The following is a 16,061-nucleotide window of genomic DNA, read 5'->3' as shown; positions in this document are numbered from 1 at the left end:
TCGTTAAACTGATTACCGGGACAAATACAAATGGATCAATTAATGTATTTACTATCTTGGCTATTAGATTTTCATTCTTCTGATAATGGTTGCTACAATATTTAGCAACAGGAAAACCAACTGCAAAATATAGAGCAGGAAGGATAAAATTATAAATCGGGGTAAGCGCATATCCTGCCTCTCCAAAAAAAGCAAAGCAGATCATTCCTCCCATGGCTCCTATATTGGAAAATGAACCAGTGATTACATATATACCGGTAGCAGGTCTTGATAATCTCAAATACCTCGCAGCAAGAAAGGACAATAATGCTCCCAGAAAAAATGAAATTATTCCCATTACCGGAATAAAAATAGCTTTAGAGGATGACAAATTTGCATACCAAATTGCTCCAATAACTGAAATAGGATTAAGGGAAAAAATAGCTAATTTTTGAAGATTTTTTCTTAAACTATCCCTGGAAACTAAAAAAATATCTTTTTGCTTCCTATCAATGTACTGTAATAAATAACCCAGGGTAAGGCCAGAAAAAATAATTGAAAGTAAAAATAATAATTTGTGCAACATCTTTTTTAAATATCCGATCAACATTTTAGTAAATATATATGAAAAACAATTTTAAAAAAATTTAACTTTGTAAATTTTAACCATTAAACATTTAGAAATATATTAATTATTAAGAAGTTTTTTCCTTATCCTAATGCTACATCCAAAATCATCATAATAGTAAAACCTATCATAAGGCCCATTGTAGCAGAATCTGAATAACCTCCCTGCTGTGATTCAGGTATTAATTCTTCAACTACTACAAATATCATGGCACCGGCTGCAAAAGCCAGCGCATAGGGCAAAATTGGCCGGGCTATTAAGACAACTGAAGCGCCAATAACACAAGAGATGGGTTCCACGATACCCGATAACTGACCATACCAGAAACTTTTCATCGTAGATATACCTTCTCTCCTTAACGGCATAGAAATTGCCATACCTTCCGGGAAATTCTGTATTCCTATACCAATGGCTAATACAATAGCGGCAGAAATAGTTGAAGCAGGGAGTCCGGCGGCTACTGCTCCAAATGCCACTCCCACCGCTAAACCTTCTGGTATATTATGCAAAGTAACAGCAAGAATAAGCAGTGTGCTTCTTTTCCATGATGTCGGAACTCCCTCTTTTTCAGTTGCCGGCATCCCCAGGTGCAAATGGGGCAAAACAGCATCAATTGCCCGCAGGAATATTCCACCCAATAAAAAGCCTATAGCAGCAGGCAACCAACCGGGCAAGGGACCTTCTTCAGACATAGCAATTGCAGGCTCTAAGAGAGACCAATAGCTGGCAGCAATCATTACGCCTGCAGCAAATCCCAGCATAGTATCAAGCAGTTTCCTGTTAATATTTCTGGTAAAGAAAACAGCCGATGCGCCAAGGGCAGTCATTCCCCAGGTAAATATCCCTGCCACTAAAGCCTGCAGAACCGGATTAATATCATTTATATTTTCTAACATGACTGATATCTTTTACCTCTTTTTGATTATTTATTAGCCTTCTTGGATACTTTTTGATAAAGTTTTAACAATCCTGATAACATCAAGGCCACCTAATTTATCTTCTATTACCGGTAATTGACAGGTTCTTAAAAAATAATTCAAGCCATTCTTTTTTTGATATGCTTTAAAGCTGTTATAATGCTCTCCGCCGGCAATTTTTTCGATTAACAATGCCCCTTGACCAGCAATACTGTCTGGTAAAGGACTTGAAAAATCAGCCAAAATAATGTATTTTGCAACCTTTTTTGCTGATTCTAATACCTTGTTTGCCTCTGTCAAACCAAACTGATGCAAAACCATTGATAATATAGCATAATCAAACTGATTTTGGCTAAAAAAACTTTCTTCATTAACATCTTTTTTTATAAACTCAACATTACTAGCCTCTAATTTTCTCATCTTTCTTCTTGAGTGTTGCAAAATGTTTTCATTCACATCTATACCCACAACTCTTTTTGATCGAGGAGCTAAACAAAAAACCAGCTCTCCGGTTCCGCAACCAATATCAACAACTGTGGCATTTGGATCAGTTAAATCATTGATAATCTTTCTAACCCCTACCAACAAAGGATCAATTAATAAATGGTAAAAATAATATTGGAGAATAGATTCTTATCCTTTCTTCAATTCATTCAATAGATTCTTTAATAAATAATTGATAATCCCTGTCAATTTTATTAATATACTCAACAAATTCTCGCCATTCTTCTTTTTTGAAGACACAGTTTGATGCAACATCTACTGAATACAATATAAGGTCAATGTCTTCATTATTATTAAAATTAGCTTCTATGCTTAGGAATTCACCTATTTTAGTTCTTTCCAGCAATATTTTACGCATTATTAAAACCCCCTTCATATTTTAATCGTGCGAATAGCACAGCCCTGGCAAGTAGAGGCACCCTGCTGAGTTTAATTTATTCAGTATAATAATTATAGCAGATAATTTCTTTTAAAGATTTTCGCTCTCTGGTAAGACCAATGTCTGCCGGATATCCAAGAGTCATCAAGCATACTATGGCTACATCTTTTGGTATTTTCAATATTTCTTTTACTTTTTCCTGGTCAAAAGCACCAATCCAGCATGTCCCAAGGCCAAGATCAGCTGCCTGAAGGCTGATATGCTCCAGGGCAATAGATACATCAACAGGATAGGCATAAATCCCATTGGGCATTATGTGCTTTATATTTGTCGCACAGCCAGCAATAACAGCAGAAGCTTCTCCAACAAATTTCTGATTTCTGCTGGCCATCATCAGCTGCTGCTTTAATTCTTTATCCTGGACAATAACAAATTTCCGGGGTTGACGATTGCTTGCTGATGGTGCTAATCTGGCTGCCTCAATAATTTCATTTAAAATATCCGGAGGAATATCCTTTTGTTGATATTTTCTGACACTTCTCCTTTTTTTTATAGCTTCTATAATCATTTTCTACTCCTCTCTTTTGACATATTTTGGAATAATCATGAGGAATGCAAAAACTTTAAAATTATTGCTTTTTACTTAATTATATCTTATAAAAAGTATTATAAATAATTTATTTGAAAAATATGAGAGATAAAATTGAATTATATTTTTTCAATTTGTTCTATTTGGGCAATATACATTCCAGAAAATATTGCAACAGCACCAATTAATCCAAAGAATCCTACAATTTCTCCTAATATGAGATGTGAAAATAAGGCTCCGAAAGCCGGCTCCGCTGAGAAAATAATGGCAATCTTGGTTGGGCTGGAATATCTCTGAAAACGATTCTGTAAATAAAAGGCGAGTGCAGTAGCAAATACCCCATTAATTATTACTGCCCACCAGACTGAATTTCCATAATTAAAATGCAGGTTTTCAGTTTCAAAAATAACAGCAGCAATAAAAGATAGTAAGCAAACTGTGACCAACTGCATGAAAACTAATGGAATATAATCTGATTTTTTTGTATAGATATCCACTGCTATCACATAGAGAGCAAAACCAATGGCACCAAGAAATACCAGAGAATCCCCTAAATTAATATGATAGAAGGTGCCATTGGAATTCATTAACCAAAGGCCTAATACTGCAAATATTACGCCAATTATAGAATTACGGTTGATTCTTTCCTTAATCCAGAAAAAAGCAAAAATGGGCACCATTACAACTGAAATTCCGGTGATAAAAGCAGTTTTAGTCGCAGTAGTAAATTGAGTCCCCACTGTTTGGCCAAAATAGCCTAAAAAAAGGAATAAGCCGACTATAAAGCCATTTCTAACAATAATTAAATTAATCCTTTTTATTCTGTTTCTAAAAAGCAGATAGATTATTATGAAAGCCAGGAAAAATCGGTAAAACAAAAAAGTAAAAGGGGGTATGCTTTCCAGGACATTCTTGATAACCGGAAAAGTATATCCCCAGATTATAACAACCCCTATTAATATAAATTCAGCTTTTATGTTTGGTTTTCCTTCTTTCAAGGTACTGTCTTCCTTATCCTTTCATTTGCAAATACTTTAGTTATCTTGCTGGATCCAACCATTAACAAGGCCACATCTGTCAAAAATTTCTTTTGCTTTTTTATACTCATTTCGGGTTATTCTTCGAGACAATTCAGGATATTCTAAAGCCTGAAAAGCCGGAAAATATTGTGCCATCAAACTGATATAAGCCTCCTTAGATATATTTTCAGCAATCCAATTTAATACTTTTTCTGTTCCGGATAATTTACCCGGCAAGACCAGATGTCTGATTATCAATCCAGAAATTGCTATTCCCTTCCTGTCAACTTTTAGATTTCCTACCTGCCGATACATTTCCTGTAAGGCCTTTTTATTAACTAAGGAATAATTTGTCGCCTTCGAATATTTTTCCGCAAGTTTATCATCAGAATACTTGATATCTGGTAGATAGATATCAACAATGCCATCGAGCAACTGAAGTGTCTCAGCTGATTCATAACCACTGGTATTATAAACTATAGGTAGGCATAAGCCTCCTGATCTTGCTTTTTTAATCGCACTTATTATCTGCGGTACAAAATGAGTCGGAGTCACTAAATTTATATTATGGCATTTTCGTTTTTGTAAAGCAAGCATTATTTGGGATAATTCTGATACAGATATTTTGTTGCCATGGCCCAGCTGGCTAATTGGGTAATTCTGGCAATATACACAACGCAAAGTACAATTAGAAAAAAATATGGTTCCCGAACCATTAATTCCGGAAATGGGCGGCTCTTCTCCAAAATGGGCATTAAAGCTGGAAATCTCTATTTGCCCTGTTGAACGGCAAAATCCTTTTTGACCGGAAATCCGGTCTACACCACATTGATGAGGACATAGTATGCAAGACTTTAGATATTGATATGCCTTTTTAATGCGTTCGTTAAATTCAATTTCATTAATGTTGAGATAAGAAGGATGTTTTTTCATCTTTTAATTAATTCATATTCAACCTACAAATAGTCCAGAATATCTGTTAAACAATCCAATCTTAAATAATTATTTGAGATTGGATCCTCTTCTTCAAACTTCCAGGTACCGGCAGGTATTAAAATACAATTTATACCTATTCTTAATCCCGGGTTTAAATCAGAACGAACACTATTGCCTATTATCCATGTGTCTTCTTTTTTTAGCTGATGTCTCTCTAAAATCTGTGTATATTCTTCATCACTTTTGTGTTTCATAACATGGATAGCAGAAAAATATGATTGTAGACCTGACTGGGATATTTTATTATGTTGTATTTCCGGGTCTCCTAAGGTTGCTAAAATCAGTTTATATTTATTTTTCAAATAATTCAGCACCTGTTTTGCCCCTTTTACCTGTTCCGGTTTTTGCAGATAAACTTTCCAACCAATTTCAGATATTTCTTTTTCAATTTTTGACTCTGGTTCTCTACCGGCCTTTTTGCAAAAATAATGATAGGTCTTGATAAGACTGTATGAATATCGCTCTTTGGTAAAGCCTTGTTCGGAAACATGACCGATATCAATTTCGTCCAATTTTTCCAGCACTTCATTTTCTAAAAATCCTAATCCGGACAGTGCAGAAAAAAATTTTCTCCGGGAACGATGATAAATTTTGGATGTGTATATTAAAGTGTCATCTAAATCAAATAGAATAGTGAGAATATTCATTTCCTCCGCCATTTTAAAAAATATTTTATTATAAATTTACTTTTTATTATAACTTGTTTGTATTTTTTGGTAAAATATATTTTAACTGGATTGAAAATAATATAAATGTGATATAATTTTTATTAGTTATAAAACAATAAATATTTAACAGAGAGGGAATTGATGAAAAACAGTAAAGATAATCTGAATGTGGAAAAAAATGAAAAAAAGGTAAAATCTATGTGGAGAGAGCTTTTTGAGACAGTTGTCAGTGCCGGTATTATTGCTTTTATTATTATTACCTTTATCGGACAGGTTACAGTGGTAAAAGGGGCATCCATGGAGGATACCCTTTTTAATAGCGAAAGACTTATCTGTAATAAGATTGTATATAGAATAACAGAGCCGAAACATGGGGAAATTGTTATTTTTAAACCTCCTATTGACCAGAATCATAATTATATAAAAAGAGTAATTGCCGTTGAGGGAGATAAAGTAAAAATCGTTGATGGTACAGTTTATTTAAATGGAGAGCAGCTGGAAGAGGATTATATAGAACATCGTTCTTATGAAACTATGCCGGAAATTATTGTTCCTGAAGACTCTTATTTTGTCTTAGGTGATAATCGGTCAAATAGTAGTGATAGTAGATTTTGGGGATTTGTCCCGGAGAAAAACATTATCGGAAGAGCATCAGTAGTCTTTTGGCCTATCACTCATGCCCGTATGCCTTAATTAATTTAAAAATATGGGAGTATATAAAATGAAAAAAATATATTTATTTTTATGTATTTCGATTATAATTTTGCTATTAATTTTCACTCCTGCGACTATGATTGCCTCAGAAAATTCAGCAAAGATATTGATTGAAGAATCACTGACAGCTTTAGAAAAACAAGACTTTAACACAGCTGTTAAATCATTGGAAAAGGCCTTGCTGTTAATCCGTGATAAGGCGCCATTGGAACTGAATAATCTAAAGTTTACCGAAGAGGAAGCAATGGGATTTGGAATTTATCAGGAACGTGAAAATATTTCTTTTTCCCAGGGGGAAACAATTTATTTTTACACTGAACCTAAAAATTTTACAATAAAAGAAATTGAGGAAGATTTATTTGAAATTCATATAAAAGAGGATCTCTATATTCTCGATATGGAAGGTACTATTCTATGGGGGCAAAAAGATTTTTTGGATTATCATCTTTTATCTCATAGTCCCAATAGTGAAATATTGATTACCAATACAGTTACTCAGGACAGCCTTTTCCCTACTGGGGAATTCCAGTTTTTACTGGTAATAAAAGATGTTTTTAGCCAAAAAACAGTCGAACAGACTATTGGATTTATTATTGAATAGAAGATATCTCTTTGTTTATTATTTGAAAAGTAATATTTTTACAAAAAGAGAGAGTACAATTATCGTACTCTCTCTTTTTGTAATCTATCAGTTCGGTTTATTTATTAGTTAAATAATTTATTTACTAAAATAATTTTAAACTTATTTATTGTATACTTCATTTGCAGCTGAAATACCCTGCTCCTTAACTTTATAATTTAGAGTTCTCAAGATATTCTCCAGGGCTGCCAAACATAGCATTACATTAGCCTTAGAGCAGGAATAGCCCATTAGTCCAATTCGCCATGCTTTGCCTTTAAATTTCCCCAAGCCTCCGCCTATTTCAATTCCATATTCATTTAACAGGGCTTTTCTGACTGTTACATCATCTATACCATTCGGAATAAAGACTGCATTTAGTTCAGGCAAACGATACTGGGCAGCAGCCACCATCTCCAATCCCATTGCTTCCAGACCTGCAACAAGTGCCTCTGAATGCAGCTGATGTCTTTGGAATCTTTTTTCTAAACCTTCTTCCAAAACCATTCGCAAGGCCTCTCTTAGTGCATAAATCATATTAATCGGGGCAGTATGATGATAAAATCTCTCCTTGCCCCAATAGCTTTGCAGCATTTTAACATCCAGATACCAGCTACGGATAATAGAAGTCCTGCCTTCTAAGTACCTAACAGCGTCACCACTGAAGGACACCGGAGATAATCCCGGAGGACAGCTAAGGCATTTCTGAGTACCGCTATAGATGGCATCAATATTCCATTTATCGGTCTCTACAGGGATACCTGCTAATGAAGTAACTGCATCCACTACAAAAAAAGCTCCTTGTTCTTTGGTTATTTGAGAGATTTCTTCCAGTGGTTGTCTGACTCCGGTTGATGTTTCGGCATGTACAATAGCTAATAGTTTTATATTTTTATTTTTTTCAAAGGCTTCCTTAACCTGTTCCGGTCTGATAATATCTCCCCAATCTGCTTCAACTATAATTGGTTCTGCACCACACCTTTTTACTATATCTGCCATTCTCTCGGCAAATAAACCGTTAATGCATATTATTGCCTTATCACCCGGCTCCAGCATATTTACCAGAGCAGCCTCCATGCCGGCACTTCCTGTACCGGATAAAGCAATAGTGAGCTCATTTTTTGTCTGAAATACCTCTCTTAACATATCCCTGGTCTCGTTCATAATTTCCAGAAAATCAGGGTCAAGATGACCTACCAGCGGAGTAGACATAGCCTTCAATACACGGGGATGGACATCACTGGGACCCGGCCCCATTAATATCTTTCTTCTCGGATTTAAATCTTTATACATTTATTCCTCCTTAAATATGATATTTATTTTTCCCACAACATCATTTTTAATAATAGTTTTATTTATACCTTATCCTTAAAACAATAATTTTTCAAATAGTGGATAAAACTTTTCTTCTCTTTCAATAACAATAATTCCCTTATCTCGTGCAATTTTTTTATGTTCATTTGTACAATAACCCCACCCGGCAAGGAAAGGGTTTATTCCTAATGGCTGCGTTTCCTCCAGGTAACTCAGCTGATCATCAATAAAATATATATCTTTAAAATCAACACCATATTGGCCAGCTATTCCCTTCATATGATCAGATTTATTTTTTCCATAATTCTTATCAAAAATATCTTCCAAATCAATTGAAAACCCCAGATAATCCGAATGAAAAGCCGGATGAATTGCCTTACCCAGATTAGATGTGGCAATGACAACTTTTTTGTCTTCTTCCAGAAATTTTTTTATTCCCATTGTTACATGTTTAAAAGGAGGAGATAGGGAGAACCATTTTTTAAAATCTTTATTTTGCCATCTTTCCTTTTCCTGGAAAAATAATTCATGGAAGAAATCATAATTAAAATTCAGTTGGTTGCGAATTTCTCTAAATTCCTGCTGATTTTTTACCTCAATCTGTTCTTCGATAATTTTTATCATCACAAAAAAATCACATGATAGTTCTATATAAGAACGGAGCAGGCGATATTTTTTCATTTCTCGTCTGTATTCTCTTTTCATTCTCTCCCAATTTTCAAAAGTAAAACATTCACCGCCAAAATTCTTTTTCACCTCATCTCCAAAATAACGGCAATAAGCATTATGGCTGACAAACAATGATTTTAAAGCACTATCACTTATTACTCCGTCAAAATCAACTGCCAGTATCTTCATTGAAAACTCCGCATTTTTTTAAAATTCTATTTCTTTAGAAATTAAAAATTAATAACCTACTTATATGGAATCAGACAAAGAAACTTTAATAGACTGTCACCGGTATTTTTAAAGGTGTGTTTCTGACCTGGTTCAACAAATACAACAGAGTCTTTTTTTATGGAATAACTTTTTTCATCTATTTTTGCTTCTCCCTCTCCTTCCAGTACAAACACTTCATGTTCCCAATCATGAATATGATAAGGAGAATATCCACCTGGTTGAACCTCAAACAGTCTCATAGCAAAATTTTTGGCGTTGTCTTTATCTGAAATAAGCCATCTTACCTTAACACCTTTTGCCTCATCCATTTCAACTGCTTCTGCCGGAACTTTATGGTAATCAGTTACTTTCATAATTCTTTCCTCCTAATTATTCATTTTTTAAATATTTTTTTATCACAGAATAAAAATCTTTTTCCTTCTCAATGACAGGGATCTTTTCTTCTCTAGCTATTTCTTTCTGCTGCATGGTAGCATAACTCCATCCTGCCAAAAAAACATTAATTCCTAATTTTCTGGTTTGCTCCAGATGAGCTAATTGGTCATCAACAAAAAAAATGTCTTGATAATCAACATTATATTTGTCGCAGATATGATGCATCTGGCTTGACTTGTCTTCTCCAAAGCTAAAATCAAGAATATCGTCAACACCAATCGGAATGTCATAATATTCAGCAGGGAATACGCTGGCGATATATTCTCGTCGATTAGAAGTAGCAACAATTACCTTGATTCCTTGCTGAACAAATTTGCGAATTCCTTTAAGTACTATTTCATAGGGAGGTTCTAAACTAAGCCAGTCTTCAAAACTCTCGTCCTGTGTATCTTTTCTTGCCTGGTAGAAGGCATCATGAAATTTCTGAAAATCAAATTCAACTGACTGTCTGTATTCATCAAATTCCTGTTGGCTTTGTACATCCTTACCTTCTTCCAGCATCTTCTGGATTAAACCATAATCGGTAGCTCCTCGAATATATGGCCGAAGAGAGCGATATTTTTCTATTTCTTTTTTATATTTTTTTTGTATTACTGTCCAATTTTTAAGGGTAAAAGTTTTTCCTCCGAATATCTTTTTACTATTACTACCAAATACTTTCAAATAGGCATTATGGCTAACAAAAAGGGAATCCATCACACTGTCTACTATAACTCCATCATAATCAATAGCTAAAACTTTCATAAAAATTTCTCGCTTTCTAGTTTTCATTCTGCTCTTAAGATAAATACTCTTCCCTGAGGGGGTAAAAGACATCCATTACCTGACTTTCTTTTTCCAGCGCAATTATTTTATGTTCAACATCCGGTGGTATTATCGCACCCTGGCCGGTATTAAGCACCTGACTTTTTTCTCCAGAAATCATTCTTACAGAGCCTCTTAAAACAAAAGTTATCTGTTCATGAGGATGATTATGATTAGGCATAACCTCATCCTCTGGACCGAAATCAAATAATGTAATCATTACGTGTTCGTTAGCTACTGCTCTTAATTGCGAACTTTTCAGAACATTTTTAACCTTCAACTCATCTTTTTTAAAAAATTTAATATCACTCATTCTTTTTACCTCTAACTTTTTATCTTTTTATAAGAGTATTCCTGTTACCTGTTCTACTGCGTCTTCCTGAAAGGAAAATGCAAGTGCGGGAAGCTGGTTAACATCAAAAAATTTTGCCTGTTCTGCATCATCACCGGCTCTTAAATTTCCTCCGATAATCTTTACTTTGTAAGTTATTATTATAACTTCTCCGTACATCTTACTATTATGATTATACACTTTAATGAACCTGTCAATCTTTCCTTTCAGGCCTGTCTCTTCAAACATCTCCCTTAGAGCAGCCTTTTCAGCTGACTCATTACTATCCATAAATCCACCGGGTAATGCCCAAAAACCTTTTTTAGGCTCTACTCCCCTCTTTACTAACAATAAATCACCCCTATCATTTTGGGCAACAATTGCCACAGTAGGGAGTGGATTATTATAAAAAACAGTATTACAATATTTACAATATATTCTTTCTTTATTATGAATAACCTTTACTTCTAATATATTTCCACATTTTGTACAATACTTCATTTCTGATTTTTTCAAGTAATCAGCTCCCTTGTTCCAAAAAATTCAGTTAGCTTATCTGACCCATTTGGGTAAAACTATAAAAATTATCCTCTCCGATAATTATATGGTCAAGGACTTTTACTCCTATCATCTGACAGGATTTACATAATCTATCAGTTAATTTGATATCCTGACTGCTGGGGTTCGGATTTCCGCTGGGGTGATTATGAAGAAAAATAACAGCTGCCGCAGATTCCTTAATTACTTCTTTTAACACCTCTCGCGGGTGCACTGTTGTCTCTGTCAGACTTCCCATTGAAATAAGTACATCTCTTATAACCTGATAACGTATATCTAAAAGCAGAATATGAAAAAGTTCTTTCTTTTTATCCCGCATCTCGGCATAATAATAATCTACTACATCCTGAGCTTTTTGAATTCTTTTTCCCGGAAACATTTTTTCCTGTGATAAGCGTCTTGCCAATTCCAGGACTGCCTTTATTTGAGAATATTTTGCCCTTCCTATGCCAGGTATTTTTTTTGTTTCAGCATAGGACATATTCATCAGCTTTCTCAATCCACCAAATTCAGTCAACAGACTTCTTGCCAATTCAACTGAAGTTTTCCCTGAATAACCGTTTACCAAAATAATTGCCAGCAGTTCTGCATCTGTCAAATACTCTGCACCATGTTGCATCAATCTTTCCCGGGGTCTTTCAGATTCCGGCCAATCCTTGATAGTATAATTGTTTTTTACAGCTTTACTTTCTTCTTTATTCAAAACTCATCCAATAAGTCTTTAATATTTGTTTTTTATATTACTTATATTACTATATTTCTGAGGAGATTTGTTTGCCTTTTTCTTTTTTCCCGTTAATTCTCTCCATTCGATGATTTAATTCCTGTATCCACTTATCCTTACTATCAGGATCTGATTTTTCTTCCTTTAAACGGGCTAAGGCCTCTTCTATTATATTATTTGCCCTGGAGTAATCCTTCAGTTGATGCTCATAATATTTTGCCAATTCCTCATAGGGGTACAGGATAAATTCTTTGCTCAAAGAGATAATGTCCCGCCAGGTACTTTCAGCCTGTTTCCAGTTACCCTGCCTTTTATAGGCAAAAGAGGCCAGCTTTAATACCTCTAAGGATTGCTCATCAGACAGGTCGCAATTTAATGCTTCTTCATAACATCGGCTGCTAAACTCATATTTTTTATATCCTTCAAATATTTTTCCGATACTAAATAGATCAATACCGTTTTTTCTTATCCCGGCATTAAAAGGATCCTGCAAAACCTGACCAATTTTAGTAGTAAGAATCGCCAAAGAAATAATATCCTGCAGGTTATGTGCAAAAACAGGTTTGAGCGGGCGGGCGTCCTTATTCTGTAAATAACGGAAATAGACATGTGGAATCATATAGCCCGGTATATCTTCATTTCTTTGGATATTGAGAACCCTTTTTTCAATATTTGACAAAGAGCAATCCTGTAACCTTCTCTTCCAGAGACGCCGCGTAGGGAATAATAAGTCCAGATGGTGTTGATAGGTTAATTGCATCGGAATTCTGGTCATAATAAAACGGGTCTGCATCAGCGGAAAATCATAGCATTTTCCATTATAGGACACCAGCATCTTAAAACCCCGGGAAAATAATTGATTAATTGACCAGAGAAAGGCTTCTTCCTCATTATAATCTGACATAAAATACTGTCTGACACAGAAGCTGTCGTCAGTAAAAAAACCCAGTCCCATTAAAAATATATAGGTACCTGCTCCTCCGGCTAATCCGGTTGTTTCCGTATCAAAAAAAAGAGCCTGGTTTAGTTCTACATCCTGAATGTTGTCTTGATATCCAAAAGAATAAATGTCCTCTCTTCCGGGAAAATATAATTCAGTCTCTGCCAGAGAATAATCACCGAAGATCCTGTCTAATGGTATTTTTTCCTCTGTATAAAAGCAGGGACCATAAGGGGTATCAACGGTATTTCCGGTTAATAATTCTGAAATATGAACAGGTTTACTCTGCCTGGCAGAAAACGTTTTTCTTCCACTGTGATTATGGCTGATTTGCTGAACTTTTTTCTTTAAGTTCTCAATCTTCTCCAAACGTTCTTTCAGGTTCATCTTAGCGAATAGCCTCCTTCAAGATTAACAGTGCACTCTGTTTTCCATTATTTCCAACCTGGTTAATTGGACCAACACAAGAGGGACAGCCTTCATCACAACCGCAGTTTTCTATCAGATCTCTTGCTGCCTCCAAAATTTTATTTCGAAGTTCATATATTTTTTCACTAAATCCCACGCCACCCGGATAATTGTCATAGATAAATAGGGTTGGCAAATCGGTAAAAGGTGAACGTATCTGGGCTACTGCTTGAATATCCTTCGGATCACACATAATAAATAAAGGGGCAACATTAACCATCACATTAGACAGGGCAAGGAGTCCTCCTCCCAAATCAAAGCTAAATCCGGGCTGTATCTTTCCATAAAGGTTTTGAATATCCTCTGACAGGATAAGCCAATAGGCAGTGGTATGCATATCTTCGGCAGGTAGATTAATCTTTCCATAGCCAAGGTTTTCATGGGTATAAAATTTGACCTTTTTATACATAGTAGATATAGTTGTAATGGCAATCTCACCATGTTGATGCTTAACATTTCCCTCTTGTTGGCCTTCAAACACATCAAGAACTTTAATATGACTTTCTACCTGGGCATCAGTATAATAATTTACATCAACTTTTTTTGCATAAGCTTTATGGTCATCATAATCCAGCCTGGTAATAGCATATTGCTCTCCTTCATGGATATAGATAGCTCCTTCGTGAATAGTAGTTGGCACACTTTCCCTGTCAACTTCACCAATAACTTTATTTTCTGTTGCTTCTAAATCAATAATGGCAAAGTTTTCGGTCGAGGCACTCCTCAAACTAACTTCATCAGCTGGATAGGCTTCACTCATCCAGTGCCATTTGTTCTGGGTAAAATGGATTATTTTCTTATCTTCCAGGAATTGTAAAATTTCTTCTAAATCTTCAGAGCCAAACTTTTCTCCTTTTATAAATGGCAATTCAAAAGCGGCACATTTAATATGGCTTATTAAGATACTGAGATTGTTGGGATCAATAACCGCACTTTCCGGGGTTTCCTTAAAGAAATAATCAGAAGAGTTTATCATATATTGATCTAAAGGTACGCTTGATGCTACAAGAATAGCAACCGAAGAATGAGAACGTCTGCCGGCACGGCCAGCCTGCTGCCAGGCACTGGAGATTGTACCGGGATAACCGGCAATAAAACAGGCATCCAGCTGACCAATGTCAACACCAAGTTCCAGGGCATTAGTACTAACCACACCTTTAATCTTGCCATCTTTTAATCCTTTTTCGATTTCTCTGCGTAAGTTCGGCAGGTATCCACCCCGATATCCTCTTACTTTATCTCTGTCCTGACCAATATTAACCAGGTAATCTTTTAAATAACTTGTTAATAGTTCAGTTGTCAAACGACTACGGGCAAATACAATAGTCTGAATATCATAATTTAAAAACTTGCTTACTAAACGGGCAGTTTCTTTGATTAAACTTTTACGAATTCCCAATTGTCTGTTTACTACCGGGGGATTATAAAACAGAAAATATTTCTCCCCTCTGGGTGCACCGTTATTATTTATTAGAGTAAACTTTTCACCAACAATTTTTTCGGAAAATTCCAATGGATTTGCTATAGTCGCTGAACAACAGATAAATTGCGGCTTTGAACCGTAAAACTCACATATTCTTTTTAATCTACGTATTACATTAGCCATGTGGCTGCCAAAAACACCACGATAGATATGAATTTCATCTATTACTATATATTTTAAATTCTGAAACAATTGATACCATTTAGTATGATGAGGCAATATGCCAGTATGCAGCATATCAGGGTTTGTTACTATTATGTTACCCTGCTTGCGAATTGCTGATCTGGCTGAAACCGGAGTATCACCGTCATAAGTAAAAGTTTTCACCGGCTTATCCACAGCCTCAATCAAATGATATAATTCTCCTAACTGATCCTGAGAAAGTGCCTTGGTAGGAAAAAGGTAGATCGCCCTGCTTTCAGGCTTTTTGAGAATAGCGTCCAGAACCGGTAAGTTATAGCAAAGTGTTTTTCCTGAGGCCGTAGGGGTTACCGTAACTACATTATTCCCCTCTTTAATAGCCTTTAAAGCACTGGCCTGGTGAGACCAGAGTTTATTTATGCCATCTTTTTTCAAAGTATCAATCAATAAACTGTCTAACCAATCCGGAAATTCAGCAAATTGTGCTTCTATTGCAGGCAAATGTTCTAATGCTGTCAAATAAGGGCGAACAGTAAAATCATCTTCCAACTCTTTTATTATTGCAGATACTTCACAACTCACTATAGTACTCCTGTTTTAGATCCTGTATTATAAAAAATTTTTAATAATTTAAATAAAAAAAACAATATTGACAAATCAGTTAAATTTCTATAAATATATCATACCATAAAAATAATCATTCATTCCTGTTTTCTTTAATTGTTCAGATTGAAAACCGGTGTCTTCAAGTTTTATTTTTAATCCAGCATAAGAGGTATTCATGGTTTCTCCCATGGTTGAAATTAGAATCTTTATTATTAACAAAATAAAAAGAATATCTTAAAATTTTATCATAAAAGTAGCTTATTAGTGAAATGTAACTTAATTATTAGAATAAAGACTCTGTTTATAGATAATATAAAGCCTTGGTTGATTTTTGGCCTGGAGATT

19 protein-coding genes are annotated in these 16,061 nt (G+C 35.0%); 2 read left to right on the top strand and 17 right to left on the bottom strand.

Annotated features, from left to right (window positions below):
- The 8 genes from PHQ99_03480 to PHQ99_03445 all read right to left on the bottom strand — a co-directional run.
- A partial coding sequence (locus PHQ99_03480) for a hypothetical protein (GenBank protein MDD4288639.1) occupies nucleotides 1-565 on the bottom strand: 565 nt, incomplete at its 3' end.
- Between the two features lie 125 nt (nucleotides 566-690).
- Nucleotides 691-1,503 carry a ZIP family metal transporter gene (locus tag PHQ99_03475; GenBank protein ID MDD4288638.1) on the bottom strand — a complete coding sequence of 271 codons (813 nt, stop codon included), beginning with the start codon at nucleotides 1,501-1,503 and terminating at the stop codon, nucleotides 691-693.
- Between the two features lie 33 nt (nucleotides 1,504-1,536).
- Entirely contained in the window at nucleotides 1,537-2,109 is a 573-nt protein-coding gene (locus PHQ99_03470) for a class I SAM-dependent methyltransferase (GenBank protein MDD4288637.1), read from the bottom strand.
- 64 nt (nucleotides 2,110-2,173) lie between these two features.
- Nucleotides 2,174-2,386, bottom strand: a complete 213-nt coding sequence (locus PHQ99_03465) for a hypothetical protein (protein ID MDD4288636.1) — start codon at nucleotides 2,384-2,386, stop codon at nucleotides 2,174-2,176.
- A 76-nt stretch (nucleotides 2,387-2,462) separates the two neighbouring features.
- Complete coding sequence (locus tag PHQ99_03460; protein ID MDD4288635.1) at nucleotides 2,463-2,975, bottom strand: nitroreductase family protein; 513 nt, start codon at nucleotides 2,973-2,975, stop codon at nucleotides 2,463-2,465.
- 140 nt (nucleotides 2,976-3,115) lie between these two features.
- A complete protein-coding gene (locus PHQ99_03455; protein ID MDD4288634.1) occupies nucleotides 3,116-3,994 on the bottom strand; it encodes a DMT family transporter in 879 nt (292 codons plus the stop codon).
- Between the two features lie 36 nt (nucleotides 3,995-4,030).
- Nucleotides 4,031-4,948, bottom strand: coding sequence for a radical SAM protein (locus PHQ99_03450; protein ID MDD4288633.1), 918 nt, complete (start codon nucleotides 4,946-4,948; stop codon nucleotides 4,031-4,033).
- 23 nt (nucleotides 4,949-4,971) lie between these two features.
- The gene (locus PHQ99_03445) at nucleotides 4,972-5,658 is read right to left on the bottom strand and encodes an HAD family hydrolase (GenBank protein MDD4288632.1); all 687 of its coding nucleotides are present in this window, start codon (nucleotides 5,656-5,658) and stop codon (nucleotides 4,972-4,974) included.
- A gap of 162 nt (nucleotides 5,659-5,820) precedes the next feature.
- Here PHQ99_03445 and lepB point away from each other — a divergent pair, with 162 nt between their 5' ends.
- The gene (gene lepB / locus PHQ99_03440) at nucleotides 5,821-6,372 is read left to right on the top strand and encodes a signal peptidase I (GenBank protein MDD4288631.1); all 552 of its coding nucleotides are present in this window, start codon (nucleotides 5,821-5,823) and stop codon (nucleotides 6,370-6,372) included.
- Between the two features lie 28 nt (nucleotides 6,373-6,400).
- Entirely contained in the window at nucleotides 6,401-6,994 is a 594-nt protein-coding gene (locus PHQ99_03435) for a hypothetical protein (GenBank protein ID MDD4288630.1), read from the top strand.
- A gap of 141 nt (nucleotides 6,995-7,135) precedes the next feature.
- Here PHQ99_03435 and PHQ99_03430 read toward each other — a convergent pair whose 3' ends face one another.
- The 9 genes from PHQ99_03430 to PHQ99_03390 form a co-directional block, all read right to left on the bottom strand.
- The gene (locus PHQ99_03430; GenBank protein ID MDD4288629.1) at nucleotides 7,136-8,305 is read right to left on the bottom strand and encodes an alanine--glyoxylate aminotransferase family protein; all 1,170 of its coding nucleotides are present in this window, start codon (nucleotides 8,303-8,305) and stop codon (nucleotides 7,136-7,138) included.
- A gap of 75 nt (nucleotides 8,306-8,380) precedes the next feature.
- Complete coding sequence (locus tag PHQ99_03425; GenBank protein MDD4288628.1) at nucleotides 8,381-9,184, bottom strand: hypothetical protein; 804 nt, start codon at nucleotides 9,182-9,184, stop codon at nucleotides 8,381-8,383.
- Nucleotides 9,185-9,240: 56 nt separating this feature from the next.
- Nucleotides 9,241-9,579 carry a cupin domain-containing protein gene (locus PHQ99_03420; GenBank protein MDD4288627.1) on the bottom strand — a complete coding sequence of 113 codons (339 nt, stop codon included), beginning with the start codon at nucleotides 9,577-9,579 and terminating at the stop codon, nucleotides 9,241-9,243.
- 16 nt (nucleotides 9,580-9,595) lie between these two features.
- Entirely contained in the window at nucleotides 9,596-10,432 is an 837-nt protein-coding gene (locus PHQ99_03415; protein ID MDD4288626.1) for a hypothetical protein, read from the bottom strand.
- Between the two features lie 7 nt (nucleotides 10,433-10,439).
- A complete protein-coding gene (locus PHQ99_03410) occupies nucleotides 10,440-10,778 on the bottom strand; it encodes a cupin domain-containing protein (protein MDD4288625.1) in 339 nt (112 codons plus the stop codon).
- A gap of 27 nt (nucleotides 10,779-10,805) precedes the next feature.
- Nucleotides 10,806-11,312, bottom strand: coding sequence for an NUDIX hydrolase (locus tag PHQ99_03405; protein MDD4288624.1), 507 nt, complete (start codon nucleotides 11,310-11,312; stop codon nucleotides 10,806-10,808).
- 31 nt (nucleotides 11,313-11,343) lie between these two features.
- Nucleotides 11,344-12,057 carry a DNA repair protein RadC gene (gene radC / locus PHQ99_03400; GenBank protein MDD4288623.1) on the bottom strand — a complete coding sequence of 238 codons (714 nt, stop codon included), beginning with the start codon at nucleotides 12,055-12,057 and terminating at the stop codon, nucleotides 11,344-11,346.
- 49 nt (nucleotides 12,058-12,106) lie between these two features.
- A complete protein-coding gene (locus tag PHQ99_03395; GenBank protein MDD4288622.1) occupies nucleotides 12,107-13,405 on the bottom strand; it encodes a ribonuclease H-like domain-containing protein in 1,299 nt (432 codons plus the stop codon).
- A 1-nt stretch (nucleotide 13,406) separates the two neighbouring features.
- On the bottom strand, nucleotides 13,407-15,692 hold the full coding sequence (locus tag PHQ99_03390; protein MDD4288621.1) for a DEAD/DEAH box helicase: 2,286 nt from the start codon (nucleotides 15,690-15,692) through the stop codon (nucleotides 13,407-13,409).
- Nucleotides 15,693-16,061: the final 369 nt, after the last annotated feature.

The organism is Atribacterota bacterium, assembly GCA_028703475.1.
Taxonomy (GTDB): Bacteria; Atribacterota; Phoenicimicrobiia; order Phoenicimicrobiales; family Stramentimicrobiaceae; genus JAQVMU01.
Note: the sequence above shows the minus strand (reverse complement) of the source record. Positions and strands in the feature narration are given on the sequence as shown.